Origin of the sequence: Bacillus sp. Xin1 (genome assembly GCF_013314535.1) — a bacterium.
Lineage (GTDB): Bacteria > Bacillota > Bacilli > Bacillales > Bacillaceae_G > Bacillus_A.
The window spans coordinates 18,831-38,061 of the sequence record NZ_JABUAE010000001.1; the positions used below are offsets into that span (position 1 = coordinate 18,831).

A 19,231-nucleotide genomic window follows, 5' to 3' on the forward strand; every position below is an offset into this window, starting at 1 on the left:
GCGTTCTTTTATAGGGCAAGTAGGATTGAAAGAGGAAATGTAACGAGTTTTTATTTCTGAATATTTTGTCTATTAAATGATTTTTTAGGAGGTAGAGAAAAAATGAAATCATCTTTAAAATTATCTGAGATATTTGCGATAAGTTTAATGTTATTTGCGTTATTCTTCGGTGCAGGTAATATGATTTTTCCGCCAGCATTAGGACAAAGTGCTGGAACAGATGTATGGATTGCATTGTTTGGTTTTGTGATTACAGGTGTAGGGCTGCCTTTACTGGGAGTTATCGCCATTGCTTTAAAAGGAGATATTAATAAACTCGCAGGTCGTGTTCATCCGTTATTTGCACTTGTTTTCATCGTTGCGATTTATTTATGCTTAGGTGTATTTGTTAGTGTACCCCGTACAGGAACTGTTGCTTATGAAATGGCCGTTGCACCATTTTTACCAAGTTCAGTGGCTAGTGCGGGATATCCACTCGTTATGTTTACGTTTATTTTCTTTGCGGTTACTTTTTATCTAGCATTAAATCCTTCGAAACTAGTAGGGCGCATCGGGAAAGTATTAACGCCGATTTTATTAGCCATTATTGCAGTGATTGTAGTGAAAGCATTAATTTCTCCAATAGGCGAGTTTGGTGCACCAACTGAAAATTATAAAGATCCGCTTTTTAAAGGATTTATTGATGGATATTTAACATTAGATGGATTGGCAGCACTTGTTTTCGGAAATGTAGTTATTAATACTTTAAAAGGACAAGGAATTACAAATAAGAAAAGTATTGCGAAAGTAACAATAATTGCAGGGATTATTGCAGCGCTTGGTTTACTGATTATTTACTTAGCACTTGCTTATCTTGGAGCTTCTAGTGTATCGCTTGGTATGGGAGAGAACGGCGGTGTTATTTTAACAAACGTTGTACATCATTTATTCGGTAGTTACGGTACACTATTACTTGGCGTAGCAATTGCAGCGGCATGTTTAACAACTTCTGTTGGAATCGTCGCAGCTTGTGGAGAGTATTTCTCAGTATTACTACCAAAGCTTTCGTATCAAAAAGTTGTTTTCATCTTCTGCGCATTAGCATTTATGGTAGCAAACCTTGGTTTAACACAACTAAATGCATTAGCGTTACCAATTTTAATTGCAATCTATCCAATTGGAATCGTATTAATCGTATTATCACTTATTGAAAATTACATTCGTATCCCACTAGCGATGTATGTGGGCGGAATTGTAGGAGCATTTGTTATTAGTTTCTTTGATGGTTTAAATAATGCGCATATTCAAGTTGCAACATTAGCGCCGATTCTAGAAAAAGTTCCATTTTATAGTGTAGGGATTGGCTGGCTCGTTCCAGGATTGATCGGTATGTTTGCTGGATATGTTGTTTCTGTTTTTCAGAAACAAGAAGTTGTTGTAGAGAAGTAGTTAACAGTTGCGCTAGGTGACGAGCTTGTTGTACTCGCAAAGCAATAATATGGTATAGTGAAACGAGGCTGTTTTTTCGGTCTCGTTTTTTAAATGCTTCCTATTAGATAGAAAGCATTCAAATGGAAAGGAAGACATTACATGCGATCAGAAGTAACTGTAAAGATAAAACCGAAATTTATAAAAGAAATTAAAAGTGGCTATCCACTTATTTTAAAAGATGCGATTCAAAACTTAAATGATATACGTGAAGAGGGGGCAATCATCAAAATTATTGATGAGAAGAACCAATTTCTTGGTAAAGGCTATTATGGAAAGCAAAATAAAGGATATGGCTGGATTTTAACGAGAAAAGAAAAAGAGAACATTGACCAATCTTTTTTTGAAAGCAAAATAAAATCAGCGTTACATAAGAGAAAAAGTTTTTATAAATCAAATGATACAACAGCATTCCGCGTCGTAAATGGTGAAGGTGATGGGCTTGGCGGTTTAATCATTGATTATTATGACGGTTTTTATGTAATAAACTGGTATAGCGAAGGAATCTATTCATTCAAAGAAGAGATCATTGGAGCTCTTCAAAAAGTAGCAAACTTTAAAGGAATCTACCAGAAGAAGCGTTTTGATACAAAAGGAAAGTATATTGAAGAAGATGACTTTGTAACTGGAGAACGTGGTGAGTTCCCAATCATCGTGAAAGAGAACGGTGTAAACTTTGCGGTGTATTTAAATGACGGAGCAATGGTCGGCGTATTTTTAGATCAGCGTAACGTTAGAAAACAAATTCGTGATACGTATGCGAAAGGGAAAACAGTGTTAAATATGTTTTCTTACACAGGTGCTTTCTCTGTGTTTGCAGCACTTGGCGGAGCAACAAAAACAACTAGTGTTGACCTTGCAAACCGTAGCTTAAGTAAAACAATTGAACAATTTAACGTAAATGGCATCGACTATGAAGCGCAAGATATTATCGTAGAAGATGTATTCCATTACTTTAAATATGCAGCGAAGAAACAAATGAAATTCGATATGGTCGTATTAGATCCTCCGAGCTTTGCACGATCTAAAAAATATACATTTAGTGCAGCGAAAGATTATAAGAACTTATTAAAAGAAACAATCGCTATTACAGAAGATAATGGTATTATTGTTGCTTCCACAAATTGCAGTACATTTGATATGAAGAAATTTAAAGGCTTTATCGACACAGCATTTAAAGAAATGAACGGGAAATATAAAATATTAGAAGAACATTCACTGCCGGAAGATTTCCGCACAATTGATCAATTTAAAGAAGGCGACTATTTAAAAGTAGTCTTCATCAAAAAAATTAAAGGATAATCATAATATATCAGTGCAAATGTACTAGATATTTACTTGCAGACAAAAAACGATAGAAAAAAGGAGCTCAATTTCAAAGTGAGCTCCTTTTCTTATTGAACAATATGCTGTACTCTACCGACTTGTCCATCTTGCAATCGCACTTTAATACCGTGCGGATGAGACGGTGAGTTTGTCAAAATGTCTTTTACAATTCCTCGAGTGAGTATACCAGTACGTTGATCTTTTTTTAAGACAATATCAACTTCAAGACCTGGTGAAATGTTTACTCGTTTTTGCCCGTTCATTTACACACCTGTACGTCTACGTTGATTGTTTGTTTTCTTCGTTTGTTGGTTTTGTAGTTTTTTCGTTGCTTGACTTTGGTTTTTCGCATTTGCGCCATTCCCATTTCCTTGCTTTTTCTTCGCAAGTTGCTCGCGCATTAAATCAGCTAAGCTTACTTTTTTATTTTCTGACATGGTAAGTCTCCTTTATATAAAGTGAATTTGTACATATTAGTAGTGAATTTTATCATATCATTGTTGGAGGAGGAAAGGAAGTTGGTTTGAAAATTCATATAATTCTTTTCCGTCTCCGGTAGTTACGATACAATGAAAATGTTAATGAGTGTAAAAAAGGGGATGGAAATATGTCACATCATATTTTATTAGTTGAAGATGACGTCTCAATTCAAGAGATGGTTGAAACATATTTAGTAAAAGAAGGCTTTCAAGTTACAATCGCATCAGACGGAGAAGAAGGAGTTATCACATTTTTTAAAGGTTCATTTGATTTGATTATCCTTGATATTATGATGCCGAAGTTAGATGGTTTAGAGGTCGTCAGAATGATTCGCGAAAAAAGTGCGGTTCCAATTTTAATGATGTCAGCGAAAGATACGGATGTTGATAAGGCGGTTGGTTTAGGGCTTGGAGCGGATGACTATATTTGTAAGCCATTTTCTATGATTGAGCTGGCAGCGAGAGTTAAAGCTAGTATTCGAAGATCAACAAAATATTCAAATTCGCAGCAAAAAGAAGAAATTATTGAGATTGGTGATTTGAAAATTGATCCAATTAACTTTACTGTGCATAAACAAGATAAACAATTAAAACTTACTTTAAAAGAGTTTGAGATTTTAAAACTGTTTGTGAAAAATCAAAATCGTGTATTTACAAAATCGCAAATTTATAACTTGATTTGGAATGAAGAATATTATGGTGATGATAATGTAATTAATGTTCATATGAGAAGGTTGCGTGAAAAGATTGAAGATGATCCATCTCATCCAAAGTATATTAAAACACTATGGGGCATTGGCTATAAGCTGGAAGTGATATAGTATGATCTTTCTGTTAACGATTGTTATTTTCATATTATTAGGTGCAATTTATTTTCAATATAGAATAGGAAAAAGCAAGAGTGCGAATGTACGTTATACATATGAAAAATTAGAGAATATTATAAAGCGGCAAACGGGTGAGAAATTATTAGTTGTGACGGATGATAAAGAACTGCAAAAGTTATTAGTAGCGATTAATCATTTATTAGATGCGAAACAAAAAACGAATGCTGATCATGTGAAGGTCGAGATTTCGATGAGAAAGATGCTTTCTAATATTTCACACGATTTAAAAACACCGCTTACTGTTATTCTTGGATATACAGAAATGTTAAATGTGGATAAAACGATAAATAAAGAAGAACAACAAATTTTGCTAGAAAAGGTACATTTAAAAACATTAGAAGTGATGGAACTCATTCATAAGTTCTTTGATTTGGCGAAATTAGAGTCTGGGGATAAAGCAATCGAAATGACAAAGGTGAACATGAATGAAGTGTGCCGAGAGCGAATTTTATCGTTTTATGATTTATTGACGACGAAAGGATTTGAGGTGCATATCGATATACCGGAGAAAAATGTATACGCACTTGGAAATGCTGAAGTATTGGGACGAGTGCTAAACAATTTAATATCAAACGCGATTGCGTATGGATATGATGGTAGAACACTTGGTATGACATTAAGAGATGATGATAGTTGTGTGTACGTTGATGTATGGGACAGGGGAAAAGGAATTGATGAATCTCATATTGATAAAGTATTTGAACGGATGTACACGTTAGAAGATTCGAGGAACCGATTGTATCAAGGAAGTGGCCTTGGACTTACAATTACAAAGCGACTTGTAGAGGCTTTAGGGGGAGAAATTCATCTTTCTAGTAAGCCATATGAGAAAACGGTATTTACAATTGTACTGAAAAAAATGAAGTTTTAGCTTGTAGAAACGGTGATTCTACAAGCTTTTTTGAACGTAAGGAATTTGTAAGGAATGGGTAAGAAAAAAGAGACTTTCATTGACTATGATAGAAATATAAGGTAATACGAAAGGGGAAAACAGTATGGAATATATATTAAAAACAAACCAGTTAACAAAAGTGTTTCACGGAAAAGAAGTAATTTCCGGTGTTAATATGCATGTGAAAAAAGGTGAGATTTATGGATTTTTAGGACCAAATGGTGCTGGTAAAACGACGATTATGAAGATGCTTACTAATTTAATAAAACCAACGAGCGGAGATATTGAAATTTTTGGTGAGAAGTTAACAGATACATCTTATGAAGTGTTAAAACGCATGGGAACGATTATTGAGTATCCTATTTTTTATGAAAAATTAACAGCTCAGGAAAATTTAAATCTCCATTGCGAATATATGGGTTACTACGATAAGAAAGGAATTGAGCATGCATTAGACCTTGTTAATTTACACAATGTGGAGAATAAAAAGGTAAAAGACTTTTCACTAGGGATGAAACAAAGGTTAGGAATTGCTAGAGCGATTTTGACAAAGCCCGAGTTATTAATTTTAGACGAACCAATCAATGGTCTAGATCCAATCGGCATTAGAGAATTGCGTGACCTATTTAAAATGCTTTGTAAAGAATACGGAATTACTCTATTAGTCTCTAGTCACATTTTAGGAGAAATGGAGCAAATGGCAGATACGATTGGTGTGATTCAAAATGGAAAGTTGATAAAAGAAGTTTCCATGAAGAGTATTAATGGTAAGCAAACGGAGTATATTGAAATTCACGTTCAAGACGTGAAACGTGCAGCTTACGTTTTAGAAAATAAGCTTAGCATAACAAACTACAAAATGATGAGTGCAAATATCATTCGTGTGTATGAAATGACAGAGGCACAGCAGACGATTTCAAAAACATTAATTATGGATGATGTGGAAATTGAAAGTATAAATAAAAAGCAAAGCTCATTAGAAGAGTACTTCTTAAACCTTGTAAATGGAGAGGGAATCCATGCTTAATTTAATGAGGCTTGAGCTTATGAAATTTAAATTGTGCCGACTATTAGAGGGGCACTCATTGCAATATGTATTGTTTCTATATTTATTCCAGTAATTATTTTTGATGGGGAACTTGATAGCTATGATAGTGCCTTTCAATTTATTGATCGTTTTTCTAGAGGAGTATTTATGATTTTCGGAGCAAGTTTAATTACGAAATTTATTATTCAAGAGTTTCAAAATAAAACGATAACAGTCATGTTTATGTATCCGATTAATCGAAAAAAATGATGGTAGCAAAAATTCTTATCATCATTCTGTTTACTTTATGCGCAATAATAATTTCAGATATCATCTTGTTTAGTTTCGTTTATATTTTAAATGTATATCATCCAGTAATCATGGAACCATTAACGATGGCAATTCTAACTCAGAACGCAGCGGAATTATTAGTGAATGCTTTAGCATCAACAGGAATCAGTTTAATCCCACTTTACTTTGGAATGAAAAAGTACTCAGTGCGGACAACATTTGTATCTGCAATTATTATTACGTGTTTATTTGCTTCTAGTTTGAATGGTGAAATTTCGTTATTCAGCTTTATTGTGATACCTATCATGATAGCGTTTGTTGGTCTATTTATTGCTTATATGACCATAAGAAAAATCGAACAAGTGGATTTGTTTAAATAAGAGCAAACAAGTACAGCAAAAAAATGTAGTAGATGGGGGAGAAGCACCATGCTTAAATTGATGAAATTAGAATGGAAAAAACATCGCTTATCTCGTTATTTTAAAGGAGTAGCCATTTGCATTATAGCAATTTTTGTTGCGGTCGGTCTCATGGCATGGGGTTCTAAAGTTGAGAGTGAGAGGATGTTTCCAGATTATGCAGGGTTCATGTCTTTAACAAATATTTTTATTAGAACAACATTTATGATTTTTTCAGCTGTTATTTTATCACGTTTAATTATTGATGAATACAAAAATAAAACGATGCAATTATTATTTAGCTATCCATTACAACGAAAAAAATTAATGCAAGCTAAGTTAGCGATTGTCTTTGGATTTTGTTTTGGGAGTATCGTTATCTCTACTTTTATTATTAGCATGTTAACATTCTTCTTAAATCCAATGATAGGATTCTTTGAAGCACGTGTTGCTATGGATGAAATGATTGCTACAATTCCAGCTACCTTTATTAGTGCATTTATGATGGCTGGAGTAAGTCTGATTCCTTTATATTTTGGTATGAGAAAAAAATCAACACCTACAACGATTACCTCGTCTATAATGATTGGATTATTGATTAACTCAACTGTTTCTAATGGGGGAGGACAGATTAGTTTGTTTGACTTCATTGTAGTACCGATTGCGCTTTGTCTACTAGGTCTTGCAATTGGCTATCTGTCTTATCATAAAGTGAACAAAATGGATGTGGCTTAAATACAGATACAATCTTGAATGAGATGTAGATTTAAAATGAACTGGGGAGTAAAAAATGAAGAAAACGATGTTAGCTTCTATTTTAATAGTTCTAGTTGCAGGAGTAGTTTTTAGTCTCAAGGAAGTAGGGGCAAAGAGTTTTGAAAAAGAAACTTCTTTTATAGTAGATAGCGTAGAAGAAATAGAAATAAATAACGAAAATTGGGATGTTGCGATCAAAGGCGTAGAATCAAACAAAGTAGCAATCGCAGTTGAGGGAAAGCAGGAAGATAAGAAGAATGATCCTGTAACAATGAAAAAGGATGGAAAGAAAATTGTCGTGGATCAGAAAGAGCAAAAGGAAGGTTTTGCGGGAGGATTCAGTTTTGGAAAGAAAGGTACTATTTATATTTCCATCCCAAAAAATGGAGTAGATACGATTACATTGAATAATAGTTCTGGTGATATAAAAATGAATGATGTAACAACTAAAAATATTGTATTTTCAAACGAATCTGGTGCTGAAAAGATTGAGGGGCTATCAGCAAAAAAAGGTGATTTTACATCAAAAAGTGGGGAACTAAGTTTGAAAAATAGTTCGTTACAGGAACTATCTGTAGCTTCTACTACTGGTGATAACTACCTTACAAATTAAGGAGCCCTAAGACAAAAGTTACTTCGACAGATGGTGAAGTATTGATTACAGAGACGATAGAAGGAAAGTCATTATTTGTAGAAACAAAATCAGGAGATATTGGGGTGTCTTATAAAGAAGCTCCAACTTCATTACAGCTTGCTGCTAACAGCGACTCATCCGACATAGTAGTGAGTTTAAATGGATTTAAGAAAAGAACGAATACGGAAAAAACAAAAGAAGGTGTAATTGGTGATGCATCAAATAAGGTGGAGCTTTTAAGCAAAAAAGGCACTATATATATCAAATAATAATCAGAAGAGGTGAATATATCATGCAGAAAAAATCAACGCGTTCCGTCAGTGACGTATTGGCTATGCTTGGCTTTTACTGTACGACGGGATTGCTAAGCGTTATTGTCGTTCCAGTTTTGGCAACGATTGCGTACGGTTTTGGTTTTTGTACTGTACTTATATTAATTGCAGGTATTATTCGTTCCTTTGGAGTTACATGGGTACAAATGGATATTGGTCCTGGTTTATCAATCCCTCAGGAGTGGAGCATGGTTTATGCTCTGGTCATAGGTGGAATCGTGGGAAGCATCGCCTATTTTAGTTGGAAGTATCTTTGTATTTATTTGAATTTTTTATCGAGAAATTATCGTAAAGTATTACCAACGAATAAACAATAAAATCAAACCGGTGGATTTTTAAAAATAAAATAGATGAACTAAGGGGGGATAAAATGTTGCAACTTATAAAGCTAGAAATGAAGAAATTTAAGCTTGGGTGGTATATAAAAGGTGCGGTTATTGCAAATATAGTGATGGTTGCGATGTTATTTTTTGTAAGCTATATGTCACAGATTGAAGGGGATGTAGAACTAGGAAATCCTCAAGGAATTCTTTTAATGGCGAGTGCAATGGTGCGAGGAACGTTTATTGTCTTTGCTGGAGTATTAATTGCAAAACTAGTAATTGAAGAATATAAAAACAAAACAATATTACTCATGTTTTCGTATCCAATTAATCGAAAAAAAATCATTGCTAGTAAGTTATTAATCACAGCAATGCTAACGTTTGTAACAGTTTTATTATCTAATATTTTTGTAATAGGTATCTTCTTTACATTGAATAGTTATATGTTAGTTATTCCGAATACAATAACGGTAGCTGAGTTGATTCAAGAAGGTATAAAAGTGATTCCTTTTGCTATTGCAGCTGCAGGAGCAGGGTTAATTCCATTATATTTTGGTATGCGTAAATACTCTGTTCCAACAACAATTGTTTCTTCCTTATTTGTTGTGATGATTGCATGTCAAAGTCAGCCAGAATTCTCATTAGCAACTTTTCTACCACTTCAATTAGCACTTGCGGCTATTGGTACTATAATTGCTTATTATGGAATTAGAAATATTGAGAAGGAAGATGCGTTATAAAGTTTCACATGAAACAAGTTACAGAAAAAGACAAGGTGCTCAAGTCGCCTTGTCTTTTTTCGTTATTACATTTTCGGAGCTTCCATCCCGGCAGCTGCCCATTCTTCCTTAGCAGGTCCATAAATACCAGGAACCTGTAACCCAGCTTGACGCATTAAGACAGTCATTTGACCGCGGTGATGATTTTGATGATTAATGAGAGTCATTAAAAAGATAGAGTTTGGCATGGGGCGCCCAAAGAAATCATTAATTGTCGTTAAATCCTTATCAGTCCACTCTGTTTGAAGTGCTTCCACAAAATCCATATTTACTTTACGATAGCCTTCCGCAATCGTCTTCGCAGAAGTTGGAACAGGATAATCTTTTGTTTCCCCCTCAAACTGTAAACCAGTTCCTGATAGCATCACAGGAACTGCAGTAACGATATGCCAAGCCACTCTTCCTAGAGTCCAATGCCCAGGTGCAATCTCTTGTGATAAAGATTCATCCGTTAATGCATCCAATACCTTTTGTGTAGACTCAGACTCGTATTTCCATGTTGTTAGAAAGCCCTCAATTGTTTGATACATGTTATCCCCCCAATGGTTATATTCATAGAGTAAATTCGTGAGACAAGGGGTTTTTCCTGCTCTTTTTATTTTGTATATTTACATTGATATAATATGGAATATATATGGAAAATTATATATATGTGTCAGAAAACTAACATGATAATTCGTATATTAAGTGAATAGAGAATGATACAAAGAGTGGTGATAGGGATGCGAGAATTGGAAATAGTAGAGGGGTTGCGAAAAAAGGATATGACTGCATTGCGTGCAGCAATTGATCAATATGGTGATTTAATTTATAAAGTTGTTCATAGTGTGTTAGATACATCGTATAGTAAAGTACTCGTTGATGAATGTGTGGATGATATTTTATATATTAATTTTATGCCACACTAATAAAAAACGAAGGCTTCTAAAATAATAGATGCCTTCGTTTTTATTCATTAACTAACTTTCTTCCCACTCTTCCTCATCAACCAAAGGAAGTATGGTGCTCCAAGCACAGCGACAACAAGCCCGGAAGGAATCTCTTTCGGATATGCAATCGTCCGTCCAAGTAAATCAGCGATGCAAAGGAGAATAGCTCCAAATAGCGCTGAACAAACAAATAATCTTTGATGGTTCATCCCAACAACGATGCGTGCTAAGTGCGGCGCAACGAGTCCTAAGAAGGCGATTGTACCAACGGCAGCAATGTTCACTGACGCGAGTAATGTTGCTAGGATAATAAGTGCAAAACGTGTTTTGTTTACACGTTGCCCAAGTCCTGTTGCTAAATCATCCCCGAGTACGAGAACGTCAAGCTGTTTCATCAAGAAGAATATGATTGGTACGAGAATAAGAGATGGATATAAGAGTATGTTTTCTAAGTGATTCCAGCCTCTTGCGTACGTACTACCTGATAACCAAGTTAAGGCGGCAGCTACGTTTAAGTTTGCCCTAACGATAAAGATTTGAATGATTGCTGATCCAAGTGCTGATACACCAATTCCAATTAATGCAAGTGCTGTCGGGCTAAATCCTGATTTCCATGAAAAGAAGAGGACGATTCCAACTGCAAGTAGTCCACCAATAAATGCACCGATTGGTAAGAAGAATCCTGGAAGTGCCGGGAAGACATACATAATTGTTAAAGCACCGACACCTGCACCAGATGAAATACCAATGATAGATGGATCGGCAAGCGGATTGCGTAATATTCCTTGAAAGACTAGCCCGCTTATTGCAAGACATGCTCCAGCAACAGCAGCAACGAGCATTCTCGGTAAACGAAGGTTCATCATCATGTTTTGATCAAATTGGGTAAGCTGTCCTGTTATTACATTTGTTATGCTTTCTATATAAGCATTGCTGCCGATTACAACGCCAAGAGCAACTGCTACAATACAAAGAACGAGTGAAATACTAATTACTTTTTTATAAGAGAAATATTTTGAGTTAGCACCAGCTGCATTTGCTCCGTTATCGTTCATATATTGTTTGGATTTCATCATGCGATAAACTAAGTAAATGAGCCATGGTGAACCAATCATTGCAGTAACAGCACCAACCGGAAGTTCAGCGCCAGTTGGGTCTATTAATCTGCCAACAACATCTGCTCCAAGTAATAAAATAGCCCCCCATAAGAAAGAGGAGAGAAGTAGTGGGAAATGTTGGCGATAGCCGATCAGGCGCATTAAATGCGGTGCAACTAAGCCAACAAAACCGATTGGTCCAACAACTGTTACAACGACTGCTGTTAAAAAAATCGCAGCAATAAAAGCAATAAAACGTGTTACTTCTGTTTTTTCTCCAAGTGAAACAGCAACATCATCACCTAAAAGAAGCACATTTAATTTACGTGACATAAACAGTACAGCAAGAAAGGCACAGACAACAAATGGAACCGCAAATTGAACACCATCCCAGTTATTTTGTACAAGTGACCCTGCGCCCCATAGAAATAGACCAGCCGTTTCATTTTCATAAAAAAGCTGCATTGTCCCGGTAAAGGCAGAAAGCATTAGTGTCACAACCATACCTGCTAATGCCATACGTAGCGGCGTTCCTTTTTTACCACCAGAAATACGATATACGAACAAAGCTGTTACTGCTCCTCCAATAAATGTGAATAGAAGCGAGTGGCTTTGTAAGTATTCCGGTAAAAAGATAGTAGCGGCAATTAAAAAGAAATATGCTCCTGAATGAATTCCCATTGTACTTGCCTCAGCAAGTGGATTTTTCGTTAAAGTTTGTAAAATAACGCCTGATGCAGCAAGCGCGCCACCAGCTAAAATAGCAATAGCGGCCCGTGGCAAACGCAGCATAATTAAGGTTTGATGTTCAAGAGATTGATTTGGAGAAAAGAGAGCATCCATAATCATGCTGTAAGAAATATTCGCTTGCCCTTGTCCGATATGAATAAAGAAAAGGAGAAGCAAGAGAGCTGCTCCTCCTCCGAATACAAGACTTGCTCGAAGTGTATGTTGTAAGTTATTCATTATGCAATCACTTCTTCGCTGTCATTACATCTGCAACTTGTTTTGCTAATGATTTTGCAGATTCAGGGCCACCGAAGATCCAAGTGTCGCCTTTTAGTTTATACATTTTGTTTTCTTTTTTGAATTTTAATTCTTCCCATGCTGGGTTACCTTTTAGTTGGTTATCAAAGATGTTATCATCATCAGCTACTATGTATAAGAAGTTTGCATCTTGTACATTTTGTAATGCTTCTACAGTTGTTTGTTTGAAGCCGTCTGGCTCAGATTTACCAGGTTCAAATGCATTTGTTAAACCTAATTTTTTCGTAACTTGTATTGCTGTAGAATTGTCTGTTAACAGACGGAATGTTGGGACATTTTTCGCTGTAAATGATTGTGTTAAGACGATATTTTTATCTTTTAAGTTAGCTTTTTCAATTTTTGCTTTTGCATCAGCAAATGTCTTGTCCATATCTGCTAATACTTTTTTACCTTGTTCTTCTTTTCCAACTGCTTTTGCAATTTGTTTAAATGTTTCTGTCATTTCTGCAAAGTGATCGTTGTTACTTGTTGATGGATCGAACATAATTGTTGGAGCAATTTGTTCTAATTCATTTTTAATCGCTTTACTACGGAATGAAGCTGTAATAATTAAGTCTGGTTTTAAGCGGTTAATTTCTTCTAAGTTTGGTTGTTGACGTGTACCGACATCCACAACATCTTTATTTGGTTTTGTTTCTGTATTTACCCATTTATTATAATTTTTAATATCAGCCATCCCGACAGGTTGAACGCCAAGTGCTAATAAATCTTCTGCATATACCCACTCAAGTACAACAACTTTTTTCGCTGGTTTATCTAACTTTGTTTCACCTTCAGCGTGTTTAATTGTTATAGCTTGTTTTTTATCATCTGTTTTTACTTCTTTCTTCTCTTCTTTTTGCTGTCCACATCCGACAACGAATAGAAGGATGACCATAAAAATACTAAGAACCTTTTTCATTTTTTTCCCCCAAATGAATTATTTTGAAATGATATATAATCTTCCTTCAATTGAAAAAGATTATCAGTTTCAACACGGAAATCATACTATGAAGGCTTTTGTGGTGTCAATCCTTTTCTTTCTATTCAGATAAAAAAATCTCTTTAGAGCATTGAGGGATTTGTTTGCTACTATAACGCTTTCAAAATATGAATTTGTGAATGAGCCTGTAAGAGGAGTAGGAGAAGAGCGGAAATTATAAAATAATTAGGATGTTATTATGTATAAATATAAAATTTAAAAGGCATATCCCTTTTTTTCTACGTAGCCATGACTTGTATATTGAACAATCGAAATGGAAGGAGAAGTGAAAAATACAGAATAAGGAAACAAGCCAAAATATTTTCATAGGACAATAATATAAATAGTTATAGGGTTACAATGGAATAGTTGTATAAAAGTCAGAATATTATGATTGTAACGCGATTGTGACTATAATATAATGAAAACAATCATCATGAATGAACATTCATTTTATTCTTGTAAGAGCAGAAAGGGGGAATGGGGATGGAAAAACCTTGGCTACAAAGTTATCCAAAGGAAATTCCACATACAATTTCTTATGATATTCAGCCACTTCACGTATATTTACAACAGATGTCTACGCGGTATCCAGAAAAGAAAGCGCTTCACTTTTTAGGTAAGGATATTACATTTTCAGAGCTAGATCGTAAGGTGAAACAATTTGCTAATTATTTGCGTAAGCTTGGTGTGAAAAAAGGCGATAGAGTTGCGATTATGTTACCAAACTGCCCGCAAGCTGTAATTGGATACTATGGTACATTGCTCGCAGGTGGTATTGTTGTACAAACAAATCCTCTTTATACAGAGAGGGAACTAGAATATCAGCTCCATGACTCTGGAGCGAAAGTTATTCTTTGTCTCGATTTAGTCTTTCCAAAAGTTATCGATGTCCAGTCTGCTACAAAGGTTGAGCACGTTATCGTAACCCGCATTGCAGATTTTTTACCATTTCCCAAAAACTTAATTTATCCATTTGTACAAAAAAAGCAAACAAACCTAGTTGTAAAAGTAACTGAAAGTGAAACGATTCATGTTTGGAAATCAGTAGAAAGAGAAAGTGATGCAAGTGTAGAAGTACCTTGTGATCCTGAAAATGATTTAGCACTCTTGCAATATACAGGAGGTACAACAGGATTTCCGAAAGGAGTTATGTTAACGCACAAAAATCTTGTATCGAATACACTGATGGGTGTGCATTGGCTATATAACTGTGAAGAAGGAGAAGAAGTGGTTCTCGGTGTCCTTCCATTTTTCCATGTGTACGGAATGACAGCTGTGATGAATTTAACTGTTATGCAAGGATACAAAATGATAATTGTTCCGAAGTTTGATATGAAAATGGTGTTTGAAGCAATTAAAAAGCATAAAGTGACACTGTTTCCAGGAGCTCCGACAATTTATATTGCCCTTTTAAATAGTCCTTTGCTTCAGGAATATGATATTTCTTCGATTCGTGCTTGTATTAGTGGTTCTGCTCCGCTTCCAGTAGAGGTACAAGAGAAATTTGAAAAGATTACAGGCGGTAAGCTCGTAGAAGGATATGGACTGACAGAATCATCTCCAGTCACACATAGCAACTTCTTATGGGAAAAACGTGTGCCGGGAAGCATTGGCGTCCCATGGCCAGATACAGATGCTCGCATTATGTCACTTGAAACTGGAGAGTCATTACCACCAGGGGAGATTGGTGAAATTGTTGTGAGAGGTCCGCAAGTAATGAAGGGATACTGGAATAAGCCTGAGGAAACAGCGGCTGTATTACAGGATGGTTGGTTACACACAGGTGATGTTGGCTATATGGATGAAGAGGGATTTTTCTATATAAAAGATCGTAAGAAAGATATGATTGTTGCTAGCGGATTCAATGTTTATCCACGCGAAATAGAAGAAGTATTGTATGAGCATGAAAAGGTGCAGGAAGTGATTGCGATTGGTGTCCCAGACCCATATCGTGGTGAAACTGTCAAAGTTTTTGTTGTACTAAAAGAAGATGAAGTTTGTTCTGAAGAAGAGTTAGATCAGTTTGCTCGTAAATATTTGGCTGCTTATAAAGTTCCAAAAGTATATGAGTTTCGGAGTGAGTTGCCCAAAACAACGGTTGGAAAGATTTTACGACGTGTCCTTATAGATGAAGAGAAGAAAAAGAAAGAGAACGAGGATGAGCAAACGGGCTAAAGGCCCTTTCTTTTTGGAAATATAAGATTGACAATTTTTACAATAGTCAGTATTATTGATATATGAATGATTATTCATTCAGTCATTCATCATCTTGAAGGGGACAGTAAAGTGAAAAAAAATCGACCAAAATATAACCAAATTATTGATGCGGCGGTTATTGTGATTGCAGAAAATGGATACCATCAAGCACAAGTTTCTAAAATTGCAAAGCAAGCTGGCGTTGCTGATGGGACTATTTATTTATATTTTAAAAATAAAGAAGATATACTAATTTCCTTATTCCAAGAGAAGATGGGAGAATTTATTGAAACAATTCGTCAAAAAACAGCAGGAATTGAAAGCGCTGTATCGAAGTTATTTATGTTGGTAGAAACGCACTTCTTGCTGTTGTCGCAAAATGATCCTCTTGCTATCGTTACTCAACTAGAGCTTCGGCAATCCAACCAAGACCTGCGCTTCAAAATAAATGAAGTGTTAAAAGGATATTTACAAGTCATGGATGAAATTTTGGAAACAGGTGTAAGACAAGGAGAATTCAGGACAGATTTAAATGTTCGCGTAGCAAGACAAATGATCTTCGGAACAGTAGATGAAGTTGTGACCAATTGGGTAATGAGCGATCATAAATATGATTTGGTCGCACTTTCAAAAACGGTACATGGGCTGCTTGTTTCAGCTTGTGGTTATCGTCAATAATGGGAGGGATCATGTTGAAATTCCTATCTGTAACAGTAGAAGACCATATCGCGGTGGCGACATTAAATCATCCGCCAGCTAACGCTATGTCTTCACAAGTTATGCATGACGTTACTGAGTTAATTGATCAAGTCGAAAAGGATGAAAATGTCCGCGTTGTCGTTCTTCATGGCGAAGGACGCTTCTTCTCAGCAGGAGCAGATATTAAAGAGTTTACTTCTGTTGAGGAAGCGAAACAAGCGACAGAGCTAGCACAGCTTGGACAAGTTACGTTTGAGCATGTAGAAAAATGTTCAAAACCAGTTATTGCGGCAATTCATGGAGCGGCACTTGGTGGTGGCCTTGAATTCGCTATGTCTTGCCACATGCGCTTTGTAACTGAAAGTGCAAAGCTTGGTTTACCAGAGTTAACGCTTGGATTGATTCCTGGCTTTGCAGGTACACAGCGTTTACCACGCTACGTTGGTAAAGCGAAGGCTTGCGAAATGATGTTAACAAGTGTACCGATTACAGGGGCACAAGCGTTAGAATGGGGACTTGTTAATGGTGTATTCCCTGAAGAGTCGCTTTTAGAGGATACTCTTCAAATTGCAAAACAAATTGCTAGTAAAAGCCCAGCGACAACTCGTGCTGTGTTAGAGTTATTGCAAACAACAAAATCATCTCATTATTATGAAGGTGTGCAGCGCGAGGCGCAAATATTTGGAGAAGTGTTTACGAGTGAAGATGGAAGAGAAGGGGTAGCGGCATTTTTAGAAAAACGCAAACCTTCATTTAGTGGTAGGTAGTTCGAATTATTTTTTTAATATAAATTAACAGAATATTAAAATTGGTGGAATCTTTCTGAAAAACAAGGGGGTAAATGGAATGAACATCTACGTACTCATGAAACGAACATTTGATACAGAAGAGAAAATCGCAATTAAAAACGGTGCAATTTATGATGGCGAAGCGGAATTCATCATCAACCCTTACGATGAATATGCGATTGAAGAAGCAATTCAAGTAAGAGACGCACAAGGCGGTGAAATTACAGTTGTAACAGTTGGCGGTGTAGACAGTGAAAAAGAACTTCGCACTGCGCTAGCGATGGGCTGTGATAAAGCGGTATTAATTAATATTGAAGATGATGTTGAGAATGGTGACCAATTTACAACAGCGAAAGTGCTTGTTGAGTACTTAAAAGATAAAGAAGCAGACTTAATTTTAGCTGGAAACGTAGCGATTGATGGCGCGTCTGGACAAGTTGGACCTCGCGTAGCTGAAGCGCTAAATATTCCATATGTAACAACAATTACGAAGCTTGAAATTAACGGTACAAGCGTGAAAATTGAGCGCGATGTTGAAGGTGATACTGAAGTGATTGAAACATCATTACCGCTTTTAGTAACAGCACAACAAGGGTTAAATGAACCGCGTTATCCATCGCTTCCAGGTATTATGAAAGCGAAGAAAAAACCGCTTGAAGAACTAGAATTAGATGATTTAGATTTAGAGGAAGTTGATGTGGAAGCAAAGACAAAAACAATTGAAATCTACTTGCCTCCTAAGAAAGATGCAGGAAAAGTGTTACAAGGCGAGCTGCAAGATCAAGTAAAAGAACTTGTATCGTTGCTCCATACAGAAGCGAAAGTAATCTAATAAAATACGAAATTATATATGCAGGAGGGAAAATCTATGGCTCGTAAAGTATTAGTAATGGGTGAAGTTCGTGACGGATCACTACGCAACGTTTCATTTGAGGCAGTAGCAGCGGCAAAAACAATTGCAGAAGGCGGTGAAGTAGTTGGTCTTCTAGTTGGAGAGAGCGTTGCATCTTTTGCAAATGAATTGATTCATTACGGTGCAGATCGCGTTGTGACAGTTGAAAATGATAAATTAAAATCATATACATCCGATGGCTATGCACAAGCGTTTCTTGCTGTGTATGCTGAGGAAAAGCCTGAAGGAATCGTATTTGGGCACACGGCGCTTGGTAAAGATTTATCACCAAAGCTAGCTGCAAAACTTGAAGCTGGTCTTGTTTCCGACGTCACTGCATTAGAAGTGGCGGGTGGTAATATTGTATTTACACGCCCAATTTACTCTGGTAAAGCATTTGAGAAGAAGATTGTAACAGACGGCATATTATTTGCGACAGTACGTCCAAATAATATTACGCCACTAGAAAAGGATGAAGCGCGTACAGGTGATGTGTCTCCTATTACAGTTGATGTAAAAGATCTACGTACAATCATTCAAGACGTTGTACGTAAAACGGCAGAAGGTGTAGATCTTTCAGAAGCGAAAGTTATTATTGCTGGCGGGCGCGGCGTGAAAAGTGAAGATGGTTTTAAACCGTTAAAAGAATTAGCAGATGTATTAGGCGGTGCTGTTGGAGCATCACGTGGTGCGTGTGACGCAGAGTATTGCGATTACTCATTACAAATTGGACAAACAGGTAAAGTTGTTACGCCAGACTTATATATTGCATGCGGTATTTCCGGCGCGATTCAACATTTAGCAGGTATGTCTAACTCGAAAGTAATCGTTGCAATTAATAAAGATCCAGAAGCAAGTATCTTCAAAGTAGCTGACTATGGTATTGTGGGCGACTTATTTGAAGTGGTTCCTTTATTAACAGAAGAGTTTAAAAAGTTAAAAGTGCATTCTTAATTTGAGTAACCCTTGAGTTCCAAGTGAAATACCCCTATATATAGAAAAAACGGGAGGTCCCCTGCCTCTCGTTT

General features: G+C 36.1%; 20 protein-coding genes and 2 pseudogenes. 17 read left to right on the forward strand and 5 right to left on the reverse strand.

Features of this window, described 5'->3' with window-relative positions:
* The first annotated feature begins 102 nt into the window (after positions 1 to 102).
* Positions 103 to 1,428, forward strand: coding sequence for a branched-chain amino acid transport system II carrier protein BrnQ6 (gene brnQ6 / locus HRG09_RS00095; protein WP_174098790.1), 1,326 nt, complete (start codon positions 103 to 105; stop codon positions 1,426 to 1,428).
* Positions 1,429 to 1,569: 141 nt separating this feature from the next.
* Complete coding sequence (locus tag HRG09_RS00100) at positions 1,570 to 2,769, forward strand: class I SAM-dependent rRNA methyltransferase (RefSeq protein WP_174098791.1); 1,200 nt, start codon at positions 1,570 to 1,572, stop codon at positions 2,767 to 2,769.
* A gap of 92 nt (positions 2,770 to 2,861) precedes the next feature.
* On the opposite strand, the gene HRG09_RS00105 is transcribed toward HRG09_RS00100, so the two are convergent.
* Together HRG09_RS00105 and HRG09_RS00110 are read right to left on the reverse strand one after the other, a co-directional pair.
* Positions 2,862 to 3,056, reverse strand: coding sequence for a YwbE family protein (locus HRG09_RS00105; protein WP_174098792.1), 195 nt, complete (start codon positions 3,054 to 3,056; stop codon positions 2,862 to 2,864).
* The gene (locus HRG09_RS00110) at positions 3,057 to 3,230 is read right to left on the reverse strand and encodes a hypothetical protein (protein WP_098337984.1); all 174 of its coding nucleotides are present in this window, start codon (positions 3,228 to 3,230) and stop codon (positions 3,057 to 3,059) included.
* A gap of 170 nt (positions 3,231 to 3,400) precedes the next feature.
* On the opposite strand from HRG09_RS00110, the gene HRG09_RS00115 reads away from it, so the two are divergent.
* The 9 genes and pseudogenes from HRG09_RS00115 to HRG09_RS00150 all read left to right on the forward strand — a co-directional run bounded on the left by HRG09_RS00115 (position 3,401) and on the right by HRG09_RS00150 (position 9,552).
* On the forward strand, positions 3,401 to 4,093 hold the full coding sequence (locus HRG09_RS00115) for a response regulator transcription factor (RefSeq protein ID WP_174098793.1): 693 nt from the start codon (positions 3,401 to 3,403) through the stop codon (positions 4,091 to 4,093).
* Position 4,094: 1 nt separating this feature from the next.
* The gene (locus HRG09_RS00120; RefSeq protein WP_174098794.1) at positions 4,095 to 5,030 is read left to right on the forward strand and encodes a HAMP domain-containing histidine kinase; all 936 of its coding nucleotides are present in this window, start codon (positions 4,095 to 4,097) and stop codon (positions 5,028 to 5,030) included.
* Between the two features lie 124 nt (positions 5,031 to 5,154).
* Positions 5,155 to 6,078: an ABC transporter ATP-binding protein gene (locus HRG09_RS00125; RefSeq protein WP_174098795.1), complete on the forward strand. Its 924-nt coding sequence runs from the start codon at positions 5,155 to 5,157 to the stop codon at positions 6,076 to 6,078.
* Positions 6,079 to 6,111: 33 nt separating this feature from the next.
* Positions 6,112 to 6,348 (forward strand): hypothetical protein, encoded by a 237-nt coding sequence (locus tag HRG09_RS28690; RefSeq protein WP_254610001.1) that lies wholly within the window; start codon positions 6,112 to 6,114, stop codon positions 6,346 to 6,348.
* A gap of 125 nt (positions 6,349 to 6,473) precedes the next feature.
* Positions 6,474 to 6,749, forward strand: a complete 276-nt coding sequence (locus HRG09_RS28695; RefSeq protein WP_254610002.1) for a hypothetical protein — start codon at positions 6,474 to 6,476, stop codon at positions 6,747 to 6,749.
* Positions 6,750 to 6,797: 48 nt separating this feature from the next.
* On the forward strand, positions 6,798 to 7,502 hold the full coding sequence (locus HRG09_RS00135) for an ABC transporter permease (RefSeq protein WP_174098796.1): 705 nt from the start codon (positions 6,798 to 6,800) through the stop codon (positions 7,500 to 7,502).
* Positions 7,503 to 7,557: 55 nt separating this feature from the next.
* A pseudogene (locus HRG09_RS00140) lies at positions 7,558 to 8,426 on the forward strand (DUF4097 family beta strand repeat-containing protein).
* Positions 8,427 to 8,449: 23 nt separating this feature from the next.
* Positions 8,450 to 8,806: a hypothetical protein gene (locus HRG09_RS00145; RefSeq protein ID WP_174098797.1), complete on the forward strand. Its 357-nt coding sequence runs from the start codon at positions 8,450 to 8,452 to the stop codon at positions 8,804 to 8,806.
* A gap of 53 nt (positions 8,807 to 8,859) precedes the next feature.
* Positions 8,860 to 9,552: an ABC transporter permease gene (locus tag HRG09_RS00150; protein ID WP_174098798.1), complete on the forward strand. Its 693-nt coding sequence runs from the start codon at positions 8,860 to 8,862 to the stop codon at positions 9,550 to 9,552.
* A 65-nt stretch (positions 9,553 to 9,617) separates the two neighbouring features.
* On the opposite strand, the gene HRG09_RS00155 is transcribed toward HRG09_RS00150, so the two are convergent.
* Positions 9,618 to 10,121: a DinB family protein gene (locus tag HRG09_RS00155; RefSeq protein WP_174098799.1), complete on the reverse strand. Its 504-nt coding sequence runs from the start codon at positions 10,119 to 10,121 to the stop codon at positions 9,618 to 9,620.
* Positions 10,122 to 10,313: 192 nt separating this feature from the next.
* Here HRG09_RS00155 and HRG09_RS00160 point away from each other — a divergent pair.
* Positions 10,314 to 10,481: pseudogene (locus tag HRG09_RS00160) on the forward strand (sigma-70 family RNA polymerase sigma factor); the annotation flags it as partial.
* A 65-nt stretch (positions 10,482 to 10,546) separates the two neighbouring features.
* Here HRG09_RS00160 and fhuB read toward each other — a convergent pair.
* Together fhuB and HRG09_RS00170 are read right to left on the reverse strand one after the other, a co-directional pair.
* A complete protein-coding gene (fhuB, locus tag HRG09_RS00165; protein WP_174098800.1) occupies positions 10,547 to 12,583 on the reverse strand; it encodes a Fe(3+)-hydroxamate ABC transporter permease FhuB in 2,037 nt (678 codons plus the stop codon).
* Positions 12,584 to 12,590: 7 nt separating this feature from the next.
* A complete protein-coding gene (locus HRG09_RS00170) occupies positions 12,591 to 13,565 on the reverse strand; it encodes an ABC transporter substrate-binding protein (RefSeq protein ID WP_174098801.1) in 975 nt (324 codons plus the stop codon).
* A 546-nt stretch (positions 13,566 to 14,111) separates the two neighbouring features.
* Between HRG09_RS00170 and HRG09_RS00175 the strand changes: the two genes are divergently transcribed.
* From HRG09_RS00175 to etfA, 5 genes are all read left to right on the forward strand, one after another.
* Entirely contained in the window at positions 14,112 to 15,803 is a 1,692-nt protein-coding gene (locus HRG09_RS00175; protein ID WP_174098802.1) for a long-chain-fatty-acid--CoA ligase, read from the forward strand.
* Positions 15,804 to 15,914: 111 nt separating this feature from the next.
* Complete coding sequence (locus HRG09_RS00180; protein ID WP_174098803.1) at positions 15,915 to 16,502, forward strand: fatty acid metabolism transcriptional regulator FadR; 588 nt, start codon at positions 15,915 to 15,917, stop codon at positions 16,500 to 16,502.
* Between the two features lie 11 nt (positions 16,503 to 16,513).
* Complete coding sequence (locus tag HRG09_RS00185) at positions 16,514 to 17,290, forward strand: enoyl-CoA hydratase (RefSeq protein WP_174098804.1); 777 nt, start codon at positions 16,514 to 16,516, stop codon at positions 17,288 to 17,290.
* 79 nt (positions 17,291 to 17,369) lie between these two features.
* A complete protein-coding gene (gene etfB, locus HRG09_RS00190; RefSeq protein WP_174098805.1) occupies positions 17,370 to 18,143 on the forward strand; it encodes an electron transfer flavoprotein subunit beta in 774 nt (257 codons plus the stop codon).
* A gap of 36 nt (positions 18,144 to 18,179) precedes the next feature.
* Positions 18,180 to 19,157, forward strand: coding sequence for an electron transfer flavoprotein subunit alpha (gene etfA / locus HRG09_RS00195; protein ID WP_174098806.1), 978 nt, complete (start codon positions 18,180 to 18,182; stop codon positions 19,155 to 19,157).
* Positions 19,158 to 19,231: the final 74 nt, after the last annotated feature.